The organism is Streptomyces sp. NBC_01410 (assembly GCF_045040195.1).
GTDB lineage: Bacteria > Actinomycetota > Actinomycetes > Streptomycetales > Streptomycetaceae > Streptomyces.
Map to the genome: position 1 here is coordinate 7,152,300 of NZ_CP109530.1, position 21,370 is coordinate 7,173,669.

At 69.0% G+C, this 21,370-nt stretch carries 17 protein-coding genes; 9 read left to right on the top strand and 8 right to left on the bottom strand.

Annotation, left to right across the window (positions count from 1 at the left end):
- The first annotated feature begins 487 nt into the window (after positions 1-487).
- Positions 488-1,747 carry a family 16 glycosylhydrolase gene (locus OG741_RS32765; RefSeq protein ID WP_405603721.1) on the top strand — a complete coding sequence of 420 codons (1,260 nt, stop codon included), beginning with the start codon at positions 488-490 and terminating at the stop codon, positions 1,745-1,747.
- 53 nt (positions 1,748-1,800) lie between these two features.
- Here the strand turns inward: OG741_RS32765 and OG741_RS32770 are convergent, their stop codons facing one another.
- Positions 1,801-2,532: a hypothetical protein gene (locus tag OG741_RS32770; protein ID WP_405603722.1), complete on the bottom strand. Its 732-nt coding sequence runs from the start codon at positions 2,530-2,532 to the stop codon at positions 1,801-1,803.
- Positions 2,533-3,028: 496 nt separating this feature from the next.
- Between OG741_RS32770 and OG741_RS32775 the strand changes: the two genes are divergently transcribed.
- Complete coding sequence (locus OG741_RS32775; RefSeq protein WP_405603724.1) at positions 3,029-4,153, top strand: GNAT family N-acetyltransferase; 1,125 nt, start codon at positions 3,029-3,031, stop codon at positions 4,151-4,153.
- Positions 4,154-4,161: 8 nt separating this feature from the next.
- Here the strand turns inward: OG741_RS32775 and OG741_RS32780 are convergent, their stop codons facing one another.
- The gene (locus OG741_RS32780; protein ID WP_405603725.1) at positions 4,162-5,460 is read right to left on the bottom strand and encodes a lipopolysaccharide biosynthesis protein; all 1,299 of its coding nucleotides are present in this window, start codon (positions 5,458-5,460) and stop codon (positions 4,162-4,164) included.
- 609 nt (positions 5,461-6,069) lie between these two features.
- Here OG741_RS32780 and OG741_RS32785 point away from each other — a divergent pair.
- Complete coding sequence (locus OG741_RS32785; RefSeq protein WP_405603726.1) at positions 6,070-7,119, top strand: GNAT family N-acetyltransferase; 1,050 nt, start codon at positions 6,070-6,072, stop codon at positions 7,117-7,119.
- Between the two features lie 392 nt (positions 7,120-7,511).
- Here OG741_RS32785 and OG741_RS32790 read toward each other — a convergent pair whose 3' ends face one another.
- On the bottom strand, positions 7,512-8,600 hold the full coding sequence (locus tag OG741_RS32790; protein WP_405603727.1) for a GNAT family N-acetyltransferase: 1,089 nt from the start codon (positions 8,598-8,600) through the stop codon (positions 7,512-7,514).
- A gap of 147 nt (positions 8,601-8,747) precedes the next feature.
- A complete protein-coding gene (locus tag OG741_RS32795; RefSeq protein ID WP_405603728.1) occupies positions 8,748-9,815 on the bottom strand; it encodes a phosphotransferase family protein in 1,068 nt (355 codons plus the stop codon).
- A gap of 637 nt (positions 9,816-10,452) precedes the next feature.
- On the opposite strand from OG741_RS32795, the gene OG741_RS32800 reads away from it, so the two are divergent.
- The 5 genes from OG741_RS32800 (at position 10,453) to OG741_RS32820 (ending at position 15,988) form a co-directional block, all read left to right on the top strand.
- Complete coding sequence (locus OG741_RS32800; RefSeq protein WP_405603730.1) at positions 10,453-11,601, top strand: phosphotransferase family protein; 1,149 nt, start codon at positions 10,453-10,455, stop codon at positions 11,599-11,601.
- Entirely contained in the window at positions 11,580-13,409 is a 1,830-nt protein-coding gene (locus OG741_RS32805; RefSeq protein WP_405603732.1) for a glycosyltransferase, read from the top strand. The genes OG741_RS32800 and OG741_RS32805 overlap by 22 nt, the downstream gene beginning before the upstream one ends.
- Positions 13,406-13,804 carry a hypothetical protein gene (locus tag OG741_RS32810; protein ID WP_405603733.1) on the top strand — a complete coding sequence of 133 codons (399 nt, stop codon included), beginning with the start codon at positions 13,406-13,408 and terminating at the stop codon, positions 13,802-13,804. The genes OG741_RS32805 and OG741_RS32810 overlap by 4 nt, the downstream gene beginning before the upstream one ends.
- A gap of 178 nt (positions 13,805-13,982) precedes the next feature.
- Positions 13,983-15,173, top strand: coding sequence for an FAD-dependent oxidoreductase (locus tag OG741_RS32815; RefSeq protein ID WP_405603735.1), 1,191 nt, complete (start codon positions 13,983-13,985; stop codon positions 15,171-15,173).
- The gene (locus OG741_RS32820; protein ID WP_405603737.1) at positions 15,170-15,988 is read left to right on the top strand and encodes a family 16 glycosylhydrolase; all 819 of its coding nucleotides are present in this window, start codon (positions 15,170-15,172) and stop codon (positions 15,986-15,988) included. Before OG741_RS32815 ends, OG741_RS32820 begins: the two co-directional genes overlap by 4 nt.
- Positions 15,989-15,999: 11 nt before the next feature.
- Here the strand turns inward: OG741_RS32820 and OG741_RS32825 are convergent, their stop codons facing one another.
- From OG741_RS32825 to galE, 4 genes are all read right to left on the bottom strand, one after another.
- A complete protein-coding gene (locus tag OG741_RS32825; RefSeq protein ID WP_405603738.1) occupies positions 16,000-17,043 on the bottom strand; it encodes a glycosyltransferase family 2 protein in 1,044 nt (347 codons plus the stop codon).
- Positions 17,040-18,395: a glycosyltransferase gene (locus OG741_RS32830; RefSeq protein WP_405603739.1), complete on the bottom strand. Its 1,356-nt coding sequence runs from the start codon at positions 18,393-18,395 to the stop codon at positions 17,040-17,042. The genes OG741_RS32825 and OG741_RS32830 overlap by 4 nt, the downstream gene beginning before the upstream one ends.
- Positions 18,392-19,252 carry a glycosyltransferase family 2 protein gene (locus OG741_RS32835; protein ID WP_405603741.1) on the bottom strand — a complete coding sequence of 287 codons (861 nt, stop codon included), beginning with the start codon at positions 19,250-19,252 and terminating at the stop codon, positions 18,392-18,394. Before OG741_RS32835 ends, OG741_RS32830 begins: the two co-directional genes overlap by 4 nt.
- 88 nt (positions 19,253-19,340) lie before the next feature.
- Positions 19,341-20,375, bottom strand: coding sequence for a UDP-glucose 4-epimerase GalE (galE, locus tag OG741_RS32840; protein ID WP_405603742.1), 1,035 nt, complete (start codon positions 20,373-20,375; stop codon positions 19,341-19,343).
- A 207-nt stretch (positions 20,376-20,582) separates the two neighbouring features.
- Here galE and OG741_RS32845 point away from each other — a divergent pair, with 207 nt between their 5' ends.
- On the top strand, positions 20,583-21,359 hold the full coding sequence (locus tag OG741_RS32845; protein ID WP_405603743.1) for a TetR/AcrR family transcriptional regulator: 777 nt from the start codon (positions 20,583-20,585) through the stop codon (positions 21,357-21,359).
- Positions 21,360-21,370: the final 11 nt, after the last annotated feature.

Below are 21,370 nucleotides of genomic sequence, written 5' to 3' on the forward strand. Positions count from 1 at the left end.
TCCTACCACCATCGGACACCCGGTACAGCACCGTTGTCTGCTGGGCAACGTCGGCCTGTTCGTTGGCTTTTTCGATGGTATGTCGGCTTTGGGTGGGAGGCGACCGGAGGTCCGGAGCTGCCCCGGGTCAGGCATTGAGGCCATTCTTTGCCGGTCGGCCTCCGTGGGGGTGTTTTGCCGGTTCCCGGTAGGGCGGAAATTCTTCATCTTCGGCATAAATGGGACGTTTCCATCGCATCGCGTTCGTCCCATTTGAGTGAAATGTAATTCACTATGGCGGACATCACATAAAAGGCGCCGAGTCTCGCCAACTCGGCGTTGTGTCATAAGTCCTGAGGGTCAGTGACCTCGGCGATACGGGTGACAGGACAACGAAGGCGGTTGCGTGCCCGATTCGTCTCGCGCAGAGTCCAAGCCTTCAGCCCGCTTTTGCCCCGCGCAATGGCAGGCCTATTGCCTGATGTGGGGGGCGAAAGGTCATCCATTCATGCCCAGAAATTCCAGACACCGCCGCAAGCTGACCACCCGGACGAAGATTTCCGCCCTCGTGCTTTCCTTCGCGACCCTTGCCATGGGCAGCGCCGCATGGGCGGGCCAGTCGCAGCCGTCGAGCGGGGTGGTCGTCGACTCGCTGTCCCTTTCGACGGCATCGAGTGGCCGGCTGACGGCGACCGCGAAGGTCCATTCCGATCGCACGATCCGAGTGCAGGCCCTGACCGTCGCCGTACGGTCGGCGAACGGCTCCCACTTCGACTTCCCCGGGGCGACCGCGCCGACACTGGGCCCCTCGCAGACGACATTCACCTCCGGCAGCCGCACATTCCCGGCGGGCACGTACAAGGCCTTCGTCGCATACAAGTACCGCGACACCTGGCACAACCTCTCGCCGATCAAGACGTTCACGTCCGGCGCCACAGGTACGCCGACGCCCAGCCCGACGGCTTCCGCCTCCGCGTCACCCAGCCCGAGCTCCACTCCCAGCCCGAGCTCCACCCCGACTGCGCCGACCCCGACGGCTCCGTCCCCCAGCCAGACCACGTCGACGACCGGCGCCGCACCAGTGGGAATCCCGGGCACCTGGCGCCAGGTCTTCGGGGACGAATTCAACGGCACCAGCCTCGACGGTTCGAAGTGGAACCCGAACTGGCTGGGCTGCCCCACCTGCACCACGAAGCCGGTCAACTCCGCCGAGCTGGGTGCCTACGCCCCGTCCCAGGTGAGCGTCAGCGGCGGCTCCCTGCACCTCAAGGCCGAGAAGCAGCAGACCACCGCAAACGACGGCAAGACCTACGCCTACCGCTCCGGCCTGGTCGAGAGCAACGGCAAGGCGCAGTTCACCTACGGCGCCTTCGAGGCCAGGATCTACACCCCCGCGGCGTCGCCCGGGGTGATCGCCAACTGGCCCGCCTTCTGGACGGACGGGCAGAACTGGCCCGAGGACGGCGAAATGGACGTCATGGAGGGCCTCGGCGGCGGCAAGGCCTGCTACCACTTCCACTCCCCGTCGGGCGGCCCGGGCGGCTGCGCCCCCGGTGACTTCACCGGATGGCACACGTACGGAGCCGAGTGGAAGCCCGGAGTCGTCACGTACTACTACGACGGCAAGCAGGTGGGCCAGATCACGACCGGCATCACCTCGTCGCCGATGTACGTGATCCTCAACAACGGCGTCAGCACCGAGCACGGCGGTCCGATCTCGACCCCGGCCGACATGATGACCGACTATGTGAGGGTCTGGCAGCACTGACCCTCAGACCGACCGTGCCCGGCCGTGTACCTCGCGGCCGGGCACGCCTGTCTCTACTGCGGATCCCGTATCACGGCAAAGAGCGCCCGGTCCGTCGGGAGACCGGCGGCGTCAAAGGCGCGATGGCGGCCGAGGTGTTCGATGTGCGCCCCGGCGCAGGTTTTCTGCAGGTACTCCGTGAGCCAGGCGTCCGGCGTGGGCACCATGCGAGGAAGGCCGAACGACTCGGGCATCTCGTCCTCGCCGCTGTCAAAGAACATCACCTTGCCGGTCCGGGCCCATAGCTCCCGCAGCAGGTGTGTCGCGGTGTCGAGGCCCTGGTGTCGCACCAGGTGATGCCAGACGGACAGCAGGATGGTGCAGTCGGTTGACGGCAGCAGGCCGAGTGTGTCGGTTCGAAGCTCGAGTTCCATCACCGCCACGTTGTCCAGCTGGTTTCGTCGCACGGCTGTCGTCGTTGTCCGAACGTACTTCGGGACCGATTCGAGCGCGACCGAGGGCACCCCGCGGCTGGCGAGCATTATGGGGAAATAGCCGACATTTGCGCCAACATCCATCGCGCTCTTCACGCCCAGCCGCTCGATGACCGGCTCCATCGCCGCCCATCGCGACCGGCTGCCGACCGCTCGCTTCGCCTTCCGCACTGGCAGGCCGGGGACCGGCTGGTAGACGCCGTCGGGCAGGGCGTCGAGCTTCAGGCGGACCAGATCGATCGCGTTGTCGAGTTTGCGACGCGCGCTCAGCATCAGCCGAAGCGCCGGGATCCTCTGGTGGAGGCGCACCATGCGCGTGGAAGCCTGAGTTCCGTCCAATTGGCCCACGGGTCACCCCTATTGGCTCGCGAACCGACCGCGCATACCCGCCTCGGACCGGCGGCATGACGGTTGATTCATCATTTTGTGCCTTTTCATTCGAAATTTCACACTAGTGGATACCGAATGCCCACGCTCGTTCGGGAGGGCCGGGCGCCCGGCCCTCCAGGCTAGGTCTGGCGAGCGCTCGCCTGAATGGATCCCTCAAGGTGAACCGCTGATCTGCGGGGGACGGGCAGGTGACGTCATGCAGGGGCGCCGTCGGCGGCAGACGGTTGAGCCGAGTGCCCGTGTCCCGGGTGCCGCTGCTGCCCCAACGCACGCGTCGCGTTGCGTGGTCTGCGGGTGTTCGGACAATGGATCGTGGAAGCAGGAGACTTGAGTCAACACTCCGACTCCTCCTGTTCCGCTCGCCGGAGCACTGGGCCGTGGTGTCCATCCGCCTGGGCGGATCGTGAGGAGGCCATTCGTGAGCCACCACCAGGCACCCGATCATGAGCCCCAAGAGTGGGACGTCCACACCGGTGGCGGCGTGATACGGGCCGTGAGCCCCGCTCCCCGTGAGACCTGGGCGCAGGTGCTCGCCAGTGACCCCGGAGCCATGGCATTCCACTTGCCGCAGTGGCTGGACTGCATCTGCGGCGTCCGTGGCTGGCAGGACGCGAGCCGGCTCTACCGGACGGCCGAAGGGCGGGAGCTCGTCCTGCCGATGGTTCGCCGACCGGGATGGCTCCGCGCTATGTCGTTGCAGTCCTCCTTCCCCCCGGGATGGGGAACGGGCGGCATTCTGGCGTCCGGAGGAGTGCGCCCCCATGAAGTCGACATGGTCCTCGCCGACCTCGCGGCCGACCGGGCACTGCGCACCAGCGTCCGTCCCGCCTTCACCGCTGCCCACGCGTGGCCGGCTGGGGCGCCAGGGGTCGTCACGGTGCCCCGGACGGTCCATGTACTGGATCTCGACGGCGGCATGGACGCCCTGTGGTCGCAGCGATGGTCCGCGAAGGAACGAAGGGGGCTGCGCTCCTCGGAACGCAAGGCCGAGCAGGCCGGCCTGGTCATCGAACGTGGCCACTCGCCCGAGCTGGTGGCCGCCTTCTACGACGTCTACCTGCGATGGCTCGACCGGCGCGCGCGGGAACGGCACCTGCCCCCGGCTGTCGTCCGCAGCCGTGGAAAGCGTGCGGAGCCGCTCGCCAAATTCCAGGCGGTGGCAGCATCGCTCCCAGGCACCTGTCGAATTCTCGTGGCCAGACTTGACGGGGAACCGGTAGCCTCCACGATCTCGCTGATGCACGGATCGATCTGCATCTACTGGCGCGGCTCGAGCGACAAGCGGACGGCGGCTCCGCTGCGCGCGAACCAGTTCCTTCTGCTCCGCGCCATCGAGGAGGCCTGTGATGCAGGCTGCCGCTACTTCGAGATGGGCGAATCGGGCGGGGTCGCTTCGCTGGAGCGATTCAAGGCCAGCCTCGGCGGACGCGTAACACCCCTCACCGAGTACCGGCTGGAGCGCTTGCCGCTCACCCTGCTCCAGGATCAGCTGGGCCGGATCAGCAGGGCCGCCGATGCTCGTCTCGGCAACCAGCAGAGCTGAGCGCGCTTTTACTTGGGTCCGACCAGGCCCCCGTTCGCCGGCGATGCCGACCGGCTCCCTACGGGCAGCCAGAGCGGCTTCCGCCACCACAGCAAGGCAGCCACCACACTTTGGGCGATGAGCCAGCCGGCCCCGACGCCCGCAATGCCCAGGGGCGCCAGCAGCACCAGGCTCAGCCCGGTGGCCAGCGAGCAGGTGACGGCCAGGATTCCGATCAGCGTGCGCATCCGGCGCTGGGCACGGCAGGCGCTGACTGCCGTGATGATGACCAGATTGGGAAGCGCCGACAGAGCCACCAGGCGGAGCAGACCAGCCCCGTTCTGGGCGTATTCCGGGCCGAACACCCGCAGTACGAGCGGCGCCGCCGCACAGAGCACCAGAACTCCCGCAAGCTGCAGCATCCCGGTGTGCCGCAGGACCCGGCGGCACTGCCTGAGCAGTTGAGCCGGGTCGTTCGCCGCCTCGACGATGAGCGACTCGCCCATGCTCGTGTTCAGCTGGTACAGCGAGAACCCGGCGAGCCAGGCGAGCGAGAAGTAGGCGGCCTGGTCGGGGCCGAGGCGGTTGAGAACAATGATCGGGAGCAGGGCGGTCGCGGCAAGCCAGAAAAGCGCGGCCACGTAGTCCGCCATGACGTATCTCAGCGTCGGTCTGCTCGGGTCGGCCCGTTCGTCCGCAGGGTTGCTGACATGCCGGGGGAAGGCCCTGGCATACAGGAAGCCGTTGGTGAGGCTGATGGCGAGGATCAGGGCGAGAGCCCAGGACAGCAGGATTCCGGTCGACTTCGCGACGACGGCGAGCACGCCGACGAGCACGATCTTCCCCACCGCGAACACCGCGTTCTCCCATACCACCCATTCCGGACGTCGCAGGCCGGTCAGCACGCCGTCCTGGATGACGAAGACCGCGTACGCCGCAGTGGCCAGGACGAAGCATCCCCCGAGCAGCGGCTCGCGCAGGAAGAGCAGCCCCGGCGAGATCTGGGGCAGCAGGAGGAGAAACATCCCCGCAAGGAACGCGGTGAAAACGCAAGCGGCCAGATAGGCCCTGGAGACCAGCGGCCGGGTGCGTTCCCCCGCGGTGGGCACGAAACGGAGCAGCACATTGGTCAGGTTGAGCTGGCCCACCCCGGCCAGCAGCATCATCGCCGACACCGCCGAGTAGTTGCGGCCCACCGCACCGGTGTCGTACCAGCGGGCGGCCAACGCCCAGTACCCGGCCCCAAGTGCTGCTGTCAACAGCGAGTTGAACGTCAGCACGTGGCCGGTACGCAGCAAATGGTCCTTGGCCTGCCGCCCCGGGCTCACCGTGTCCGCCAGTTGTCGGTCAGGTGCTCGGCCTCCTGCGACGGGGCGGCCGCACGGCCGTCGGCAGCAACGCTCGCCCAATCACCCTCAGGACACCGGGCGATGCTCAGGTGTCCGCGGTGGCACTCCTGCCGACGGCGCAAGGTGCCTCCCAGTGATGCGCAGCCCGGACAAGGAGGCGACGGGTGATCCGTACGAAGAATTTGCGCTACGGAGGACTCCATCCGGCGGCCACGGATAGCTTGGTTTTCCAACAACTCCTCGTTTCCCCTCAGCCTAGGTCGAGGACGGGCAGTCTGCGACATGGTCCGCCTCGGGCCGTCCTCGCACGCGTTTCCGTGTCCCCGAGCCCGGCCGTTTCGTTTGGATCATCTGATCGTCGGTCCTGGCCTCGCGTTGCGTGGCTCTGCGGGAGTTCGGACAATGGACCTTGGTAGCAGGAGCCTGGAGCCGACGCTCCGTACCCTCCTGTTCGGCTTGCCGGAACGCTGGACCGTGGTGTCCATCCGGCTGCTCGGGGTCGTGAGGAGGCTATCTGTGAGCCACCACCAGGCACCCGAACATGAGCCCCGGGAGTGGGACGTCCCCACCGGTGATGGAGTGGTATGCATGAGCCCGGTCCCACGTGAGACCTGGGCGCAGGTTCTCGCCACAGACCCGGGAGCCACGGCATTCCACTTGCCCCAGTGGCTGGACTGCATCTGCCGCGTCGGTGGCTGGCAGGACGCGAGCCGCCTCTACCGGACCGGCGAAGGACGGGAGCTCGTCCTGCCGATGGTTCGCCGGCCAGGGCATGTCCGTGCGCTCTCGCTGCAGTCCTCTTTCCCACCGTGGTGGGGTACAGGCGGCATTCTGGCGTCCGGAGGAGTTGACCCCCACGAAGTCGACATGGTCCTCGCCGACCTCATCTCCGACCGGGCACTGCGCACCAGCGTCCGTCCCGCCTTCACCGCTGCCCACGCGTGGTCGGCCGCGGCACCGGGGGTCCTCACCGTGCCCCGGACGGTCCACGTACTGGATCTCGACGGCGGCATGGACGCCCTGTGGACGCAGCGATGGTCCAGTAATACGCGAAGTCGCCTGCGCACCGCGGAACGCAGGGCCGAAAAGGCGGGCCTGGTCATCGAAACCGGCAACTCGCCCGAGCTGGTGGCTGCCTACTATGACCTGTACCTGCGGTGGCTCGACCGGCGCGCGCGGGAACGGCACCTGCCCCCGGCTGTCGTCCGCAGCCGTGGAAAGCGTGCGGAGCCGCTCGCCAAGTTCCAGGCGGTGGCTGCGTCCCTCCCGGGCACCTGTCGCATCCTGGTCGCCAGGCTCGACGGGGAACCGGTGGCCGCCACGATCGTTCTGCTGCACGGATCGGTCTGCATCTACTGGCGCGGCTACGGCGACAAGGAGACGGCCGGTCCGCTGCGCGCGAACCAGCTCCTTCAGCTCCGCTCCGTCGAGCTGGCCTGTGAGGCCGGCTGCCGCTTCTACGAGATGGGCGAATCGGGCGGGGTCGCTTCGCTGGAGCGCTTCAAGGAAAAACTTGGCGCACGCGCACGACTTCTCGCCGAGTACCGGCTCGAGCGCCTGCCGCTCACCCGGCTCCAGGATCAGCTGGACCGGATCCGCGGAGCTGTCGAGGCCCGCCTCACCGACAGGCGGAGCTGACCGCGCTTCACGACGGTCCAATCGATGCCCTGTTCCAGATCGACGGCGCATGGTGTGGCTTCGTGACGATCACGACTGAGGCACGTCGCCCACAGCTCGGCCGTTTCGTTCGGATCATCTGATCGTTGGTCCAGGTGCGTCGTTGACTGACGCGCAGTGGGCGCGGATCGAGCCGTTGCTTCCGGACCGGACGCCGAAGCGGGGTGGCCGGTGGAGGGACCACCGTGAGGTGCGATCGCCTGGAAGTTCCAGACCGGATCGCAGTGGGTCCACGCTTGAAGCAGTGGCGCGGCATCGCCACCCGATACGAGAAGACCGCGACCATCTACCTGGCCGGACTGCACATGGCGGGCATCTTCCTCTGGTCCGCCAGGTGATCCAAACGAAACTGCTTAGGCGTCCTCGAAGCGGATCAGGCGCTTGACGATCTCCCGCAGCCCGCGATTGGCGGCCGAGACCGGAAGCCGCTCGCGCAGCAAGGTGGGGGTCGAGTAGCTCTCGGCCCCGAAGCCCTCCTTGAAATGAGCGAGCGAGGACCCCGGCCGGGAGTCCCCCAGGTGGTAATAGGTGCAGCCCGCCTCGCACGCGTCCTCGACGGCGAGGTGGTGGAGCAGGAAGTTCGCCCGGACCGGGTGGGCGAGATCCCGGTTCATCGCACCGCGCCAGTACTTCGCATGAGGCCCGTGACGGAGGACGACAATCGCCGCGGCAGGCTCGCCGGAACACGATGCCACGTAGATCACGCACGATTCACCGAACCGCTCGGCAACGGCCTCCAGCCACTGCCGTGGGAAGCTCCGGGTCTGCCGCCACCGGGCGAGTGCCTGCGGCTCGTGCTGTTGCCGGGCCCAGCGCTCCATCGACTGTTCGTACAGGTGGTAGAAGACCGGCACGAGCCTGCCCGTGCGATCGACCTCCACCTCGATCGCGGACCGCTCGGCTCGGCGCACGGCACGTCGGACGCGCCCGTGGAAGCGCCGGTCCCAGACGGTGCCGAAGCCGCCGTCCAGGTTCAGCACCTGCGTCATGTGTTCCTCCGCGTGGAAGCTCTGCGGGGCCGCCCGTGCCCACACCGGGTCGGCGCCCGGCCCGAGCCGAATGGCGACCCGGAGCGTCGGGCGTCGCGCAAGGTCGTCGAAGACGACGCGAGCCTCGGTCTCGTCGGGCGACCCGGGGGGCACCAACGGCCCGCCGATACCCCAGTCCAACGGCCAGGAGTCCTCGCCCGCCAGCCTCGCCGGCCAGCCTCGCCGCCGGGCCAGCGGTACGACGAGCCGGCGCCCTCCGTCGAACTCGTACAGCCGGCTGGCGTCCTCGAACGGTCCCGTCGCACAGATGCAGTCGAGCCACGTCGGAGTCTGGCTGACCACGGCGTTCTCGTCGGTGTCGGCCAGCTGCCGCCAGGTCTCCCGCGGGGCGGGGCTGGTCACCCGAACGGGGCCCGACGCTGTGGTCGCCGGGAGTACGACGGCTGAGTTCATGGCCTCCTCCTGCTGACCGGGAGTGAGAGGACGGGACGAACGGTCGGGGACGGGGGCGGCCCCTGCCTGCCTCATTCCCGAGCCTAGGCCGAGCCCCGTCGCACGGCCTCCCGGCGGCACTCGGCGGCCGGCAACGGGTGCTGGGCCCTACCGCCCCGCCACCTCTTTGAGCACTGGCACCACATTGCCCGCCACCCACCGATGGCTGCGCCCGTAGCGAGCCGACTTGGCCACGTTGCCCGCCACATGCCACAACCAGGTCAGCAGGGGCAGCACCGCCTCGTCCTCGTCCGGTTGCGGGACATCGGCTTCGGTGAGGAGGCGGCGGTCCTCGGGCAGCAGGGACCCGCGTCGCACGACATCGGCCACGATGCGCCCCAGCTGCCGCCCACCGCGCTGTTGCCGGAGCGTCAGAACGAATATGTAGGAATCGATCACGCACGGGCCGTCGGGGCGGGCGCTCGCCCAGTCGATCACCCCGGTGAGTGTCCCGCGCTCCTCGCTCAGCAGAACGTTTCCGGGGTGGAAGTCCCCATGGGTCCACGCGACCGTCATGGTACGTCCGTCCAGACCACGGACAAGGCGCTCCCGCAGTGCCTCGACGGCGGCCGCGCCGCGGCCCTTGCGGCACCAGTGGATCTCTTCGGACAGGGTCGCGAGCTGGGGGTCCACCCAGTCCTCGACACGGTCCGTGACGCGCTCGGGGCGGCCGGTCGCCCGGTGCAGGTCGCCGACCGTCCGGAGGGCGGAGACCGCCACGCGCCGAGCCTGCCGCGGGGAGCGCCGCAGCAGTGTGTCGCCTTCGACGCCAGGCAGCAGGCCTTCCGCGACCAGGGGAAGCCGCTCATCGAGTCGGCACACCTCCACGCGAGGCAGCAGCCGCCTCCAGTCGTCCAGGCGGTCGTCCCGCGTCAGCTGCCGCACGGCCTCACATCCCACGGCCAGCGACGTGGTAGCTCGGCTGCTGCGAGGATGCTTGACCACCAGAGGGGGCTGCTCGGCCGGTCCGTCCAACTGGAACACCAGGAGATCGGAGACTGTTCGCTGCAGCCGATGCAGGTCGCGGAAGCTGACGGTGTCCGTACGCAGCCGGCTCGCCAGCCGACGGGCCATCAGCAGATCTGCGGGCCGGGTCAGCAGGCTGCGGGGCCGGATCGGGATGAGGCCGCGCACCCAGGATCCCGACAGCTCGGCTTGAGGGAAGGCGACGTCCACGGACCCTCCGTCCACTATTGCGTAAAAATCATGACTCATCACCATATATATGAGCAGTGGTCAGATATAGGACGACTCGCTGTGGTTGGGTCGACAGCAACGCGCGAGTCGGAGAGGTGCCCGGCCGCGCGCGATTCGGCATCAGGGGCAGGACACCTTCCGGTGTCCGCCGAGCCGGAGGTTCAGGAGCAACCGATGCGATGCGCCACGGTGCCTGCCGGCCTGATCGCCTCGGCCGCGGCGGGCAGTGGGTCGTCCGGGCCGGCTCGTTCCTGGTCCCCCCGGCCCGCCAACCGGGAAGGGCCTCGCCCCCTCACTCGTGGCCTCACGGTTCTCCCTTCACGCGACGGGGATGCGCCTGCTGTCCTGCTCGCGGCGTGACGGACCGTTACCCGATCCATCCTGCTGCCCATCAGCGCTTATGCCGGAGAAGCTAGGAATTAGTACCATATATAGCCTGGATCACTCATCTCACGATTGAGTGGCGTTCCTCGAGAATCGACCCCCGGCAGTGGACAGCGAATCGCCGCTCGGTTGCGCTGTCGGACAGAAGTACCGCCATCTGGACCCACCAGTTCCACCGTTCGCGCGAGGGGCGGGTCGTGCCGGTGGGCGCCCGGCCCCCGAAAGTTTGATCATGAATCATGCTCAGAACTTCGCGACCCCGCCCGAGACGATGACGAGGCTTCCGACCGGGCAGTGTGTGGACGCCGTGAAATCGACGGGCCACCGGAGCGGTCATTCGCGGTGGGAGCCCGTGCTCGGGCTGCTGCCGCTCCGCTCCCCACGTGTTCTCGGCGGACTGACCGACGGCCTGAGGGCGCACCGGTTGGTGCGCGGGATGCACCCCTGCGATGTCAGCGTGGTTCGGCGAAACACCTACCCTCAGACCAACCTGCTCGTGTTCAGGCTGGAGCGAGGCACATGGGCCGTCCTGGTCAAGCACCCAAGGAACGAAAGGGCAGCAGACGGCCTCGCCCGTGAGTGGGAGGTCCTGCGGCAGCTGGCCGCGGACGACCGGCTCGAACCCTGGCGGCAGCTGCTGCCACAACCCGTCGGCTACCGGCCCGACGGGCCGGCCCGGATGCTGGCCCAGGGCTGGCTCGCGGGCGTACCCGCCGATCACCTGGCCCCGCACAGACCGCAGGACCTGCAGCGTACGGTCACTGCCGCACTGTCCTTCCTGGCGGAACTGCGGCGTGCGAACGGGCACCGGCAGCCGGCAGCCGAACGTGCCGGCGAGTGGGCCGAACCGCAGCTGCAGATCCTCTCGACGGAGATCGGATGGTGCAGGACAGGTGCCGGAGCGGAGGGGCTGGAGGCGCTGCGTCGGCGCCTGGACGATGGCCTGGCCGGAACCGAGTTGACGCAGGCCTGGACGCATGGGGACTTTCATCCCGGCAATGTGCTGCTGAACGAGGAGCGGACCCGGGTCACTGGTGTGTACGACTGGGGGAACGCACGAATGGACGGTCCCTCCGAGATCGACGCCTGCACCTTCGTGCTGACAGTCCGGCAGGCGCTCAGCGGCCGCCCGCTGGGAAGGCTGGTCGCCGATGCCCTCCGCGCCGACGGGCTGCCGGCCGCGGACCGTGCACTGCTCGCGTCCGCCGCCGTGGATCCGGACGGCGGCGACCCGGCAGCACTGCCGCTGCTGACGTGGCTGTGGCACGTGGCGAGCAATGTGCAGAAGGCGCCGCAGTTCGGCCGGAGCCGCTGGTGGGTGGCCCACACCGTCGCCCCGGTCCTTGAGGAGGCGTCCCGATGGGCGAGCGCCCGACGCTGACAGGTGGCTCGACGTGGCTTCGTACGGGGGCCGAGGCGCCCCCCGGCACGTCCACGACCGGCGAATCCAGTCCAGGGCGAGCAGCCGCGCGCCGCTGGGCGATCCGGGCGGTGCTGCCGACCGCGCTCGCCCTGTGGCTGCTGTCGCTGCGCAATGTCGACCTCGACCGGATGCGCGATCTCGGCCTGCTGCAGGTGCTGCCGGTGCTCTTCTGGGTCGCACTGGCCCTGCTCGCCCTGGGTTTCTGCCTTGCGCTGGGCGACCGGCGGACCGGCAACAGCTGGTACGCGGCCTACGTCCTGGGGCTGATCGCTGTCATCCACGCCACACCCACGCTGCTCTATCCGACCCTGCGCTATTCCTGGGCCTGGAAGCATCTGGCGATCGTCGACGCGATGCTGCGCCACGGCGGCGAGGTGCCGAACTCGGGAGAGCTCTCCATCTACAACGAGTGGCCGGGTTTCTTCCAGCTCAACGCGCTGTTCCTGCGAGCCACCGGTCTGGAATCCGCCGTCGGATACGCGGCCTGGGCCCCGGCGTTCACCAACGCCCTGCTGCTCGGTCCGCTGCTGCTGATGTACCGGTCGGTGGCCCGTGACAGAAGGCTCATCTGGGGAGCGGCCTGGATCTTCTACTCCTGTTCCTGGGTGGGACAGGACTACTTCGCCCCGCAGGCCTTCGCCTTCCTGTTGTTCGTGACCGTGATCGCCCTGGTCATGCGGCAGTTGCCGTCCTCCGCGCTCCCACGGCCGGACCGTCGCCGACGGGGAGCCTGGCCGCCGGGGCTGCTGCTCCTGGTGTTCGTGATCGTGGCCGCGATCGTGTCGTCACACCCACTCACCCCGCTGATGCTGCTCAGTGCGCTGGTCGTGCTGTCGCTGCCACGGCGCAACCGGCGGGTGGTGCTGCCGGTTCTGGCCGGAGCGCTCGTGCTCACGGCCGCGTGGGACGCCACCGTGGCGCGGTCGTACATCTCCCCGCACCTCAGCAGCATGCTCGACGCCCTGGTCCAGCCCGACGCCAACATCTCCTCCGGGCTGGCCACCCTGGGAACCGCAGCTCCGGGACTGGCCCTGGTGTCCTGGATCGACCGTGGCCTGTCCGGGGTCGTGTTCCTGCTGGCCGTGATCGGCTTCGTACGCCGTCCGTGGACACGCCGTACCGGACTGCCCCTGCTGGTGATCGCCCCCCTGCCGATCCTCGCCGCGAACGCGTACGGCGGAGAGATGATCTTCCGGGCCTACCTGTTCGCACTGCCCGCCGCCGCCTTCCTGATCGCCGCGCTGCTCGTGCACCGCGGCACACGGCCACGCCCGCGGATGCTCGCCATCTACCCTCTGCTGCTGGCCCTGCTCGGCGGCCTCGTCTTCGGCTACTACGGCAAGGAGGCCGTGAACCACTTCACCCTCCAGGAGGTCGCCGCCGCCCGCTATGTGACCTCCCACGCTCCGGAAGGTTCGCGGATCGTGGCACTGACCTCCGCCGTGCCCGGCCTCTTCATGCGCTATGACCAGCACGAACGCGTGCTACTGGGCCAGCAGGAGATCGCGGACAGACGTCGGCTGGTACGAGATCCTGTGGACGGCGTGAAGGGTTTCGTTTACGGGGCCACTGCCAAGGAGCCCGCGTACATCATCCTCAGCCGGGCGCAGGCCAGGGACCTCTACCTCACAGGGGAGCTGCCCGCCGACACCGTGAAACGACTGGAATCGGCGCTGTCCGGGACAGCGGGCTTCGCTCGCGTCTACCACAACGATGACGCAGTGGTGTACCGGTACGAGACTCCAAGGGAGACGATCCGCCGATGACGTCGCTACGTTGGGGGCTCGCCGCGTCCGGCTGGCTGGCGCTCGCGGCTACCGTGGCGCCGGCAGGGACTCCGTTGCGCGTTGCCGTCACCGCCGTCTTTCTGCTCGTCTGCCCTGGACTCGCGGCCGTGGGACCCGTACGTCCGGCGGCGCGACGAGGCGTCGGCCGGGTCGCCTTTCTCGAGGTCGCCGTGCTCAGCGTGGTGCTCAGCCTGTCGCTGTCGGTGCTCGTGGCGGAGGCGTTCTTCCTCAGCGGCACGTTCACCGCCAGGCGGGCCCTGCTGGCACTCGCCGTCCTCACCTCCGTCCTCGCACTCATGCCGCGACGAGGTGGCAAGCGGTTTGAGGAACGGCAGGCCACAACGCCGGCCATTGAGCCCGAGTCGAAAGCGTGACAGGGAACGGCGCTCCGCGGAAAGGGTCCGCGAATGGTCGCCTTCGGGCGTCTGGTGCACCCTGGTTGAAGGACCTTTCCTCGGAGGAGGTACGGGAATGCCCCCGAATTTGCGCGTGGCTGCCCGGTACCGGGCAGCCACGAGAGCGACCGGGATCCGCCGGGGAGGGGTTCCGGTCGTGGTCATCGGAGCTGGCCCGTACGGGCTCGCCACCGCTGCCCGGCTGATCGCATCGGGGGTTCGTCTGAGAATTTTCGGCGAGCCGATGCAGGGCTGGCACACTCATATGCCCGAAGGCATGTACCTCAAGTCCGTCCCGGCGGCATCGTCGATTTCCGCCCCGGAACCGGGGTACGGCTTCGCGGATTTCCGGGCGGCTCAGGGCAGCGGACCGGTTGGCGACCTCTATCCGATCCCGGTGGAGGAGTTCATCGGCTACGGGCGATGGTTCCAAGAACGCCGGGTGCCCGAAGTCGAGCGGTCGATGGTGCGCGGTGTGCAGGCCGTCGACGGCGGTTTCGGTATCACGTTGGACTCCGGTGAGGAATTCCTCGCCTCAGCTGTGGTCGTGTCCACTGGACTGGTCCCGTTCGCCCATGAACCGCGAGAGCTGCGCCGCTTCGCCGCGGCGGGGCTGACCTCCCACGCATGCGAGCACCGGAATATGACCCGCTTCGCGGGTCAGCGGGTGGCGGTCCTGGGGGCGGGGCAGTCGGCGCTGGAGAGCGCCGCACTGCTGCACGAGGCAGCTGCCCGCCCCACCGTCGTCGCCTGCGCCCGGTCCGTCCGCTTCGGTGACCGTCCGCAGGCGGACCTGCCCGACACGCGCTCCCGTGCCATGCGGCTCCGCAAGCCCGCCTCCACGCTCGGCCCAGGCTGGTCGCTGTGGGCCGTCAGCCGTGGCCCCGCCGCCTACCGCCACCTGCCGACGCCGATGCGGATGCGAGTGCTGCACAGCGTGCTGGGGCCGTCTGGCGCCTGGTGGCTGCGGGATCGTGTGGCGGGCCGCGTCCCGGTGCTGAGCGGGCGCACGCTGGTCTCCGCCGCACCGGAGGACGGGAACGTACGCCTGGAGTTGGCGGACCCGGGCGGCGGAAGAGAACTGGTGCGCGCCGACCATCTCCTGATGGCCACGGGCTACCGGGTGGACGTGGACCGGCTCGGGCTCCTGGAGCCCACACTCCGTCAGGCGGTGCAGACGTTCGGCGGTGCGCCGCGGCTGTCGGCCGGCTTCCAGTCCTCGGTGCCCGGCCTCTACTTCACCGGGCTGGCCGCGGCACCCTGCTTCGGGCCGGTCCTGCGGTTTGTCTGCGGTACGGGGTTCGCCGCCCGGCAGGTCGCCGCCGCGGTCGCGGCGACGAGCCGGTGAGAGCGGGGCCTGCCCGGCGGGCCTGGCAGGCGGTGGCCGCGAGTCTGCTGCTCCTGGTGACGGCTTGCGGCACCGGTAGCGCGCCCCCGGGCCCGCCTGCCGCGGGCACGTGGCGACTGGTGTTCCACGACGACTTCAACGGCTCGAAACTCGATACTGAACGCTGGGTCACCTGCTACGACTGGAACAAGGCCGGGTGCACCAACCGCGGGAACAACGAGGCGCAGTGGTACCTCCCGAGCCAGGTGTCGGTGGGTAAAGGCGCCCTGACCCTGAACGCCGAGCGCCGAAGTACCCGGGGAAGCGACGGCAGGACCTATCCGTGGACCTCCGGCATGATCTCCACGGGACGTGACCACTGGGACGGCCGTCCCCGGCGGACCTTCACCTATGGCTATTTCGAAGCGGCGATCCGGATTCCCCCGGAGAGCATGTTCCCGGCCTTCTGGATGATGCCCGCGTCCCGCTATACACCCCCTGAGCTGGACATCATGGAGTTCATCGGAACCACGCAGCGAGTCTTCATGTATGTGCACTGGCGCGACCCCGAGGGTGCCGAGCAGCGGGTGAGAGGAACCTATGGGCCGGTCGATTTCCCCGCCGGGTACCACGTGTTCGGGCTCCTCTGGGAGGCCGACGAGCTGACCTGGTACGTGGACGGCATCAAACGGCTCCGGGTGACACAAGCCGACAGGATCCCGCACGTCGCCATGGAAGTACTGGTGAATCTGGCGGTCGGCGTGCCCGGTCCCCCGCCCCCCTCGGTCGATTCGGCGCAGATGCGGGTGGATTGGGTACGCGTCTGGCAGCACTGAGCGGCAACGGGTCAGCCTCTCCTGCCATGGTGCCCCCACCCCCGCAGTGCGTAGGGGGACCCCCAGAAGGGCACCGGTGCACCGTCGGTGTCCGGCAGCTCCAGGGGCGGTTGCGTGCGGTGCGCGGCGGAGCCGGACGACAGCGAGTGAATCCGGCCGACTACGTACCCGGCGACGGTGGCGCAGACGCCCGCGGTCAGCGCCGCAAGGGTGCGCAGGGCGCCGGGACGGCGCGGCCGCAGGGCTCGGACGAAGGCCTGGGGGATGGTCGACCGCAGGTAGGTGCGCTCGCTGGCCAGCGCGGCTCTGCTGCCGCTGTGCCGGGCGACCAGCGCCTTGGAGAGCCCTTCCGCATAGCAGCGCGAACGGAAGTACGCCCAGGTGGTACGCGTCTCGGGGACATGGTGGCGTACCGCCGTGGCAGGCTCGTACAGCAGTACGGCGTCGGGCCGGCGGGCTGCGATCCGCAGACACAGCTCTGTCTCCTCGCAACCCAGGGGCCGGGTTCCGACGCGTCCGAGGTCGGTGCGGAAGCCGCCGGCCGAGACTACCTCGGCTCTGCGGAAGGACATGTTGGCGCCGATGAAGTTCCGTACCGGGGCGGGCTGTTCGGGCAGTCCCCGGTACGAGCAGCCGACCACCCAGTCGAATTCCTGCGGGAACCACACCGGCCGGCGCGTGCCCCACCACGGCCGGACGAGCCCGCCGACGCCCACGACGTCAGGGTCGTCGTAGCGTTCCAGCATCCGCTCGGTCCAGTCCGGGTCGGCGGCCGCGTCGTCGTCGAGGAAGGCCACCACCTCGCAACGGGCCGCCGCCACACCGGTGTTGCGGGCACCCGACAGACCCTTGCTCTCGTGGTTGGGAATCACCCGTACTCCGGACAGCGACGTGGAGGCCAGCTCGTAGAGCTCCTGGCAGTGGTCGATGACCAGCACGATCTCGTCCGCCGGGTGGTCCTGGGCGTGCACCGACCCGATCGCGGCCCGCAGGTCGTCCCACCGGTCGACGGTGTAGGCGCAGACGACGACCGACAGAGTCGGTGCGCCATTCATGAGGACCTCCCGGAGGCCCGGTGACCGAGACAGCGGCTCAGCAGATAGCCGAGCGGCCCGTAGAGCAGGCCCTTGATCTCCAGGAAGGCGAGCCGCCGGGACCATCTGTCGCCCGGTTCTGTCCGGCCGCGTGCCTTGGTCGCCGCGTACCGGATACCGCCGGGGAGCCTGCGCAACAGGGCGGGCAGCATCTTGGGCTCGTGGGCGAGTGCGCCGGTCAGGTACGCCCCGAGCCCGGCGCCGTATCCGAAGGCCTGCGTCTTCAGGGCGTCCTCGGTGCGGTGATGGCGATGCCAGACGATCGCGCCCGGCTGGTAGGCGAGCGTGTGGCCGGCGATGAGAACCCGGAAGAAGGCGAGCAGGTCGTCGCCGCCGTGTGCCGGGGTTCCGGTTCCGGTGGCCGGGTCGAAGCCGCCGATGGCGTGCAGCAGATCGGTACGGAAGGCCATGTTGGCGCCGGAGCCGAAGCGTCCGGCGGTGAACGGGAACAGCGGGTCGTCCGGCGGATTGTGCAGCGACCACGTGCGAGGGGTGTACCCCTTCGAGAATCCGCCGTGCCGCTCCAGGGCGGCCTGGGCTCCGGTCTGGAGCTCGGCGGGCACGATCAGGCCCGTGACACAGCCGATCCGAGGGTCGCCGGCGAAGGCGGCGGCGAGTTCGGTCAGCCACCGGGAGTCGACGAGGGTGTCGTCGTCCGTGAAGGCGGCGATCCGGCCGCGCGCCGCGGCCAGGCCACGGTTGTGTGCGCGTGCCAGACCGGCCACGGGCTCGCGGACGTAGCGGACGCGGCGGCCGTAGACCTCGTGGACCAGTTGCTCGGTGGCCCCGTCCGCCGGGGCGTTGTCCACCACGATCACCTCGAACCGGGGGTACTCCATCTGCAGGAGCGAGTCCAGGCACTGGCGCAGCTGCTGGGGCCGGTTGTGAGTGGCGACGATCACGCTGATGTCGGTGGCCTCCTGGAGGGCGCGCAGCCGGGCGGCCTGACAGTGCAGGACGGCCGGTTCGTTCCATGACCAGGAGGAATCCCCGAACGCCTTGCTCGGACCGTCGGCTGCCAGGTGCCGGGAGACGGGGGTGGTGAGCTCCCTGTGGGCCGCGTTGGCCAGGGCCTGCCACAGCTCGACAGGGCCGGGGCCGGTCGTGGAGACCATGCCCAGCGGGTGGCCGTGCAGCCGTACCAGGGCCAGCACCCTGCCCTCCGGGCGAATCCGCTCGAGGCTGCCGGGCGGGCTGAACTCGCCGGGCTCGGCCAGGTCGATGTCGACGATCCTTGCCGGGGTGTACGGCGGGGCGGCGGGCACGGAGGCTGCCGTGTCCGGGGTGGGGAAACGGGGGCCGGCGGCGTTCACCCGGTGCTCCGTCCGGTCGACGCGGACCGTGCGCCGGGGCGCTCGGACAGCAGGGTGCGCAGCACGCGGCGGCCGTCGGAGATGGCGTGCAGATTGGAACGGCCGCTGCGGCGGGGCAGTTCGAGGCTCGGGACCTCGGCGATCCGCAGTCCGGAACGCAGTGCGTGCACGATCATCTCGGCCTCGATCTCGAAGCCGGCCGCATGCAGGTCCAACTGGTCCAGGAAGCTGCGCCGGAATGCGCAGAATCCGTAGCACAGGTCGGTCAGCGAGGCGTCGTAGAGCCGGTTGACCGCTGCCAGCAGCACGTGGTTGCCCAGTTGCCTGAAGCGGGTGATGTCGAGGGAGCCGCCGCCAGCGACGAACCGTGAGCCTTTGACGAAGTCGTAGCCGTTCTCGAGGAAGTGCAGGAAGTGCGGGATCTCTGCGGGCGACATGCTGCCATCGGCATCCATCATCACCACGTAGTCGCCGGTCGCAGCGAGGAACCCGGTGCGCAGGGCGTTTCCCTTGCCCGGGCCGTTCTGCTTGACGCTGCGGACCGTGGGGAGGCAGTGGGTCGCCATGGGCACCGTGGCGTCAATGGAGTTGCCGTCGACCAGGATGACCTCGTCGACGCAGTCCGGGATCTGCTCGAAGACCCAGGGGATGTTGCGTGCCTCGTTGAGGGCCGGAACGACCAGGCTCACGGACCCGCGGGGCGGGAGGTTGTCCTCCCTGCGGCGCATCGGGTGGGCGGTTGTGTCGCCGGCCCGGCGCATCGGGTGGGCGGGTGCGTCGCCGGCGCGGCGGGCGGGCTGAGCGGTGGGGGACGGCGCCGGGTCGGTGGCCGCGTGATGCGTCTGGTTCGTGGTCATGATGTCTCCGGATTCGAGTCGGGGAGGGCTCCGTGTCCTCTGTACGTTTACACCGTATATATACATATTAACCATATCGGACATTTGGTCAAGTGTCGGACGCGTAGCCGGACGGGTTGAACTGCTGGAAGCGCCATGCGTCGCGGCACATCGCGGCAAGATCCCTGGTCGGCTGCCAGCCCCACTCCCGCGCTGCCGCGCTCGCGTCGGCGACGAGTTCGCTCGCATCGCCCGGGCGGCGGTCCACGACCTCGTACGGGATGGACCTGCCGCATGCCTCGCCGAACGCCGCCACGAGTTCGAGGACCGAGGTGCCCGACCCGCCGCCGAGGTTGAAGACGCGCATACCCCTGCGGTCGGCGAGATGCTCCAGAGCGTTGCGGTGGGCATCGGCGAGGTCCATGACGTGGATGTAGTCCCGGACCACGGTGCCGTCGGCGGTGTCGTAATCGCCGCCGAAGACGCTGAGGCGCACATGCCTCCCGGCCGCGACGCGGGCCATTCGGGGCATCAGATTGGCGGGCTCGCCGTGCGAGTCCTGGCCGAGCAGTCCGCTGGGGTGCGCGCCGACCGGATTGAAGTGCCGCAGCGTCAGAACGGTGAACTCCGGGCGGAGTCGGCACACATCGGCGAGCATCTGCTCGCAGACCCACTTCGACGCGGCGGAAGGTGTCGCCGGATGGGCCGGGGCGTTCTCCGCGAGCGGGACCCTGTCGCCGTCGCCGTAGATGGAGCAGGAGGAGGAGAAGACGAGCTGGTGCACACCGTGCTCCCGCATCGCGTTCAGCAGGGAGGTGGTGCCGCCGACGTTCACGTCGTAGTACTCGACCGGCATCTGCAGGGATTCGTCGACGGACCTCTTGCCGGCGAGATGCACCACGGCATCCACCTGGTGTTGGTGGAATATGGCCGAGAGTGCGCGCCGGTCACGCAGATCGACCGCGTACACGCCTGTCAGGGGGCGGCCGGCGACCCGCTGGATGCGTACGCACGCCAGGGGCGAGCTGTTGGAGTAGTCGTCGACCACGATGACCTCGTAGCCGCGTTCGAGAAGTTCGACGCAGGTATGGCTGCCGATGAAACCGGCGCCACCGGTGACCAGGACGATTGGCGGCTCGGGCATGGACTCTTCTCCTTTGGACGCGATGTGCCGAGGGGGAGGTCTCAGCCGGCCGTCCAAGGGGCGGGCCCGGGACCGGGTGGGCGCCTGGATTCTCATGCCGCGCCCTGACGCTATATATTTACGCTGTATACATACACTTTTGTCCCTTTTGCGTCTACGGTCAAGAGGGAGGCCAAGGCGGCTTGCTCAGGCGACTGGAGGGACGACATGGCGAAGAAGGGCAAGGGCGCCGAGCCCGGGGGGAAGGAGGGCGGCCGACGGTCCGGCGATCGCGGCCACTACGGGCGGCTGAGCCGGGAACGCGTACTGGCCACCGCTCTGGAGCTGGTGGACCGCGAAGGGCTCTCGGCGCTGAGCATGCGCAGGGTGGGAGCCGAGCTCGGCGTGGAGGCCATGGCCCTGTACCGGTACGCGCCCAGCAAGGACGCACTCCTGGACGGTTTGGTCGAGGCCCTCTTCATCGAGCTGCAGGAATACCTGGATGACGACGCGGCCGGCGGCCAGGACGACGCGGTGGCCACGGGCGCGGGCTCCTTGGCCGACGGGCCGGAATGGCGCACCGAGCTGCACCGGATCGCCCAGGCTACCTACCAGGTCGCCCTTGCCCACCCGCAGGTGGTCCCCCTCCTGGCCACCCGCATGCTGGCGGTCCCGCTTGCCCGTCGCCCGCTGGCGGTCCTCATGGACCACGAGCGCGTACTGGAGCTGCTGGAACAGGCCGGACTCGATGAGGAAAAGGCCTCGATGGCCTTCCGGGCGTTCACCAGCTGGGTGCTCGGCTACATCTTCGTGGAGCTGCGAGCCATGGTCGACAACCCCGAAGAGTCCGACCCCGCGTTCCGGCTCGGGCTGCACCGCATGCCGGTCCAGGAACTTCCCCTGCTTCGCAAGACCGCGCCCGCTCTCGCCGAACACGGCGGACCGGAGGGGCTGGCCGCCGGCCTGGCCGCGCTGCTCGACCGCTTCGTGACGAACGCCGCCTGAGTGCGGGCCCG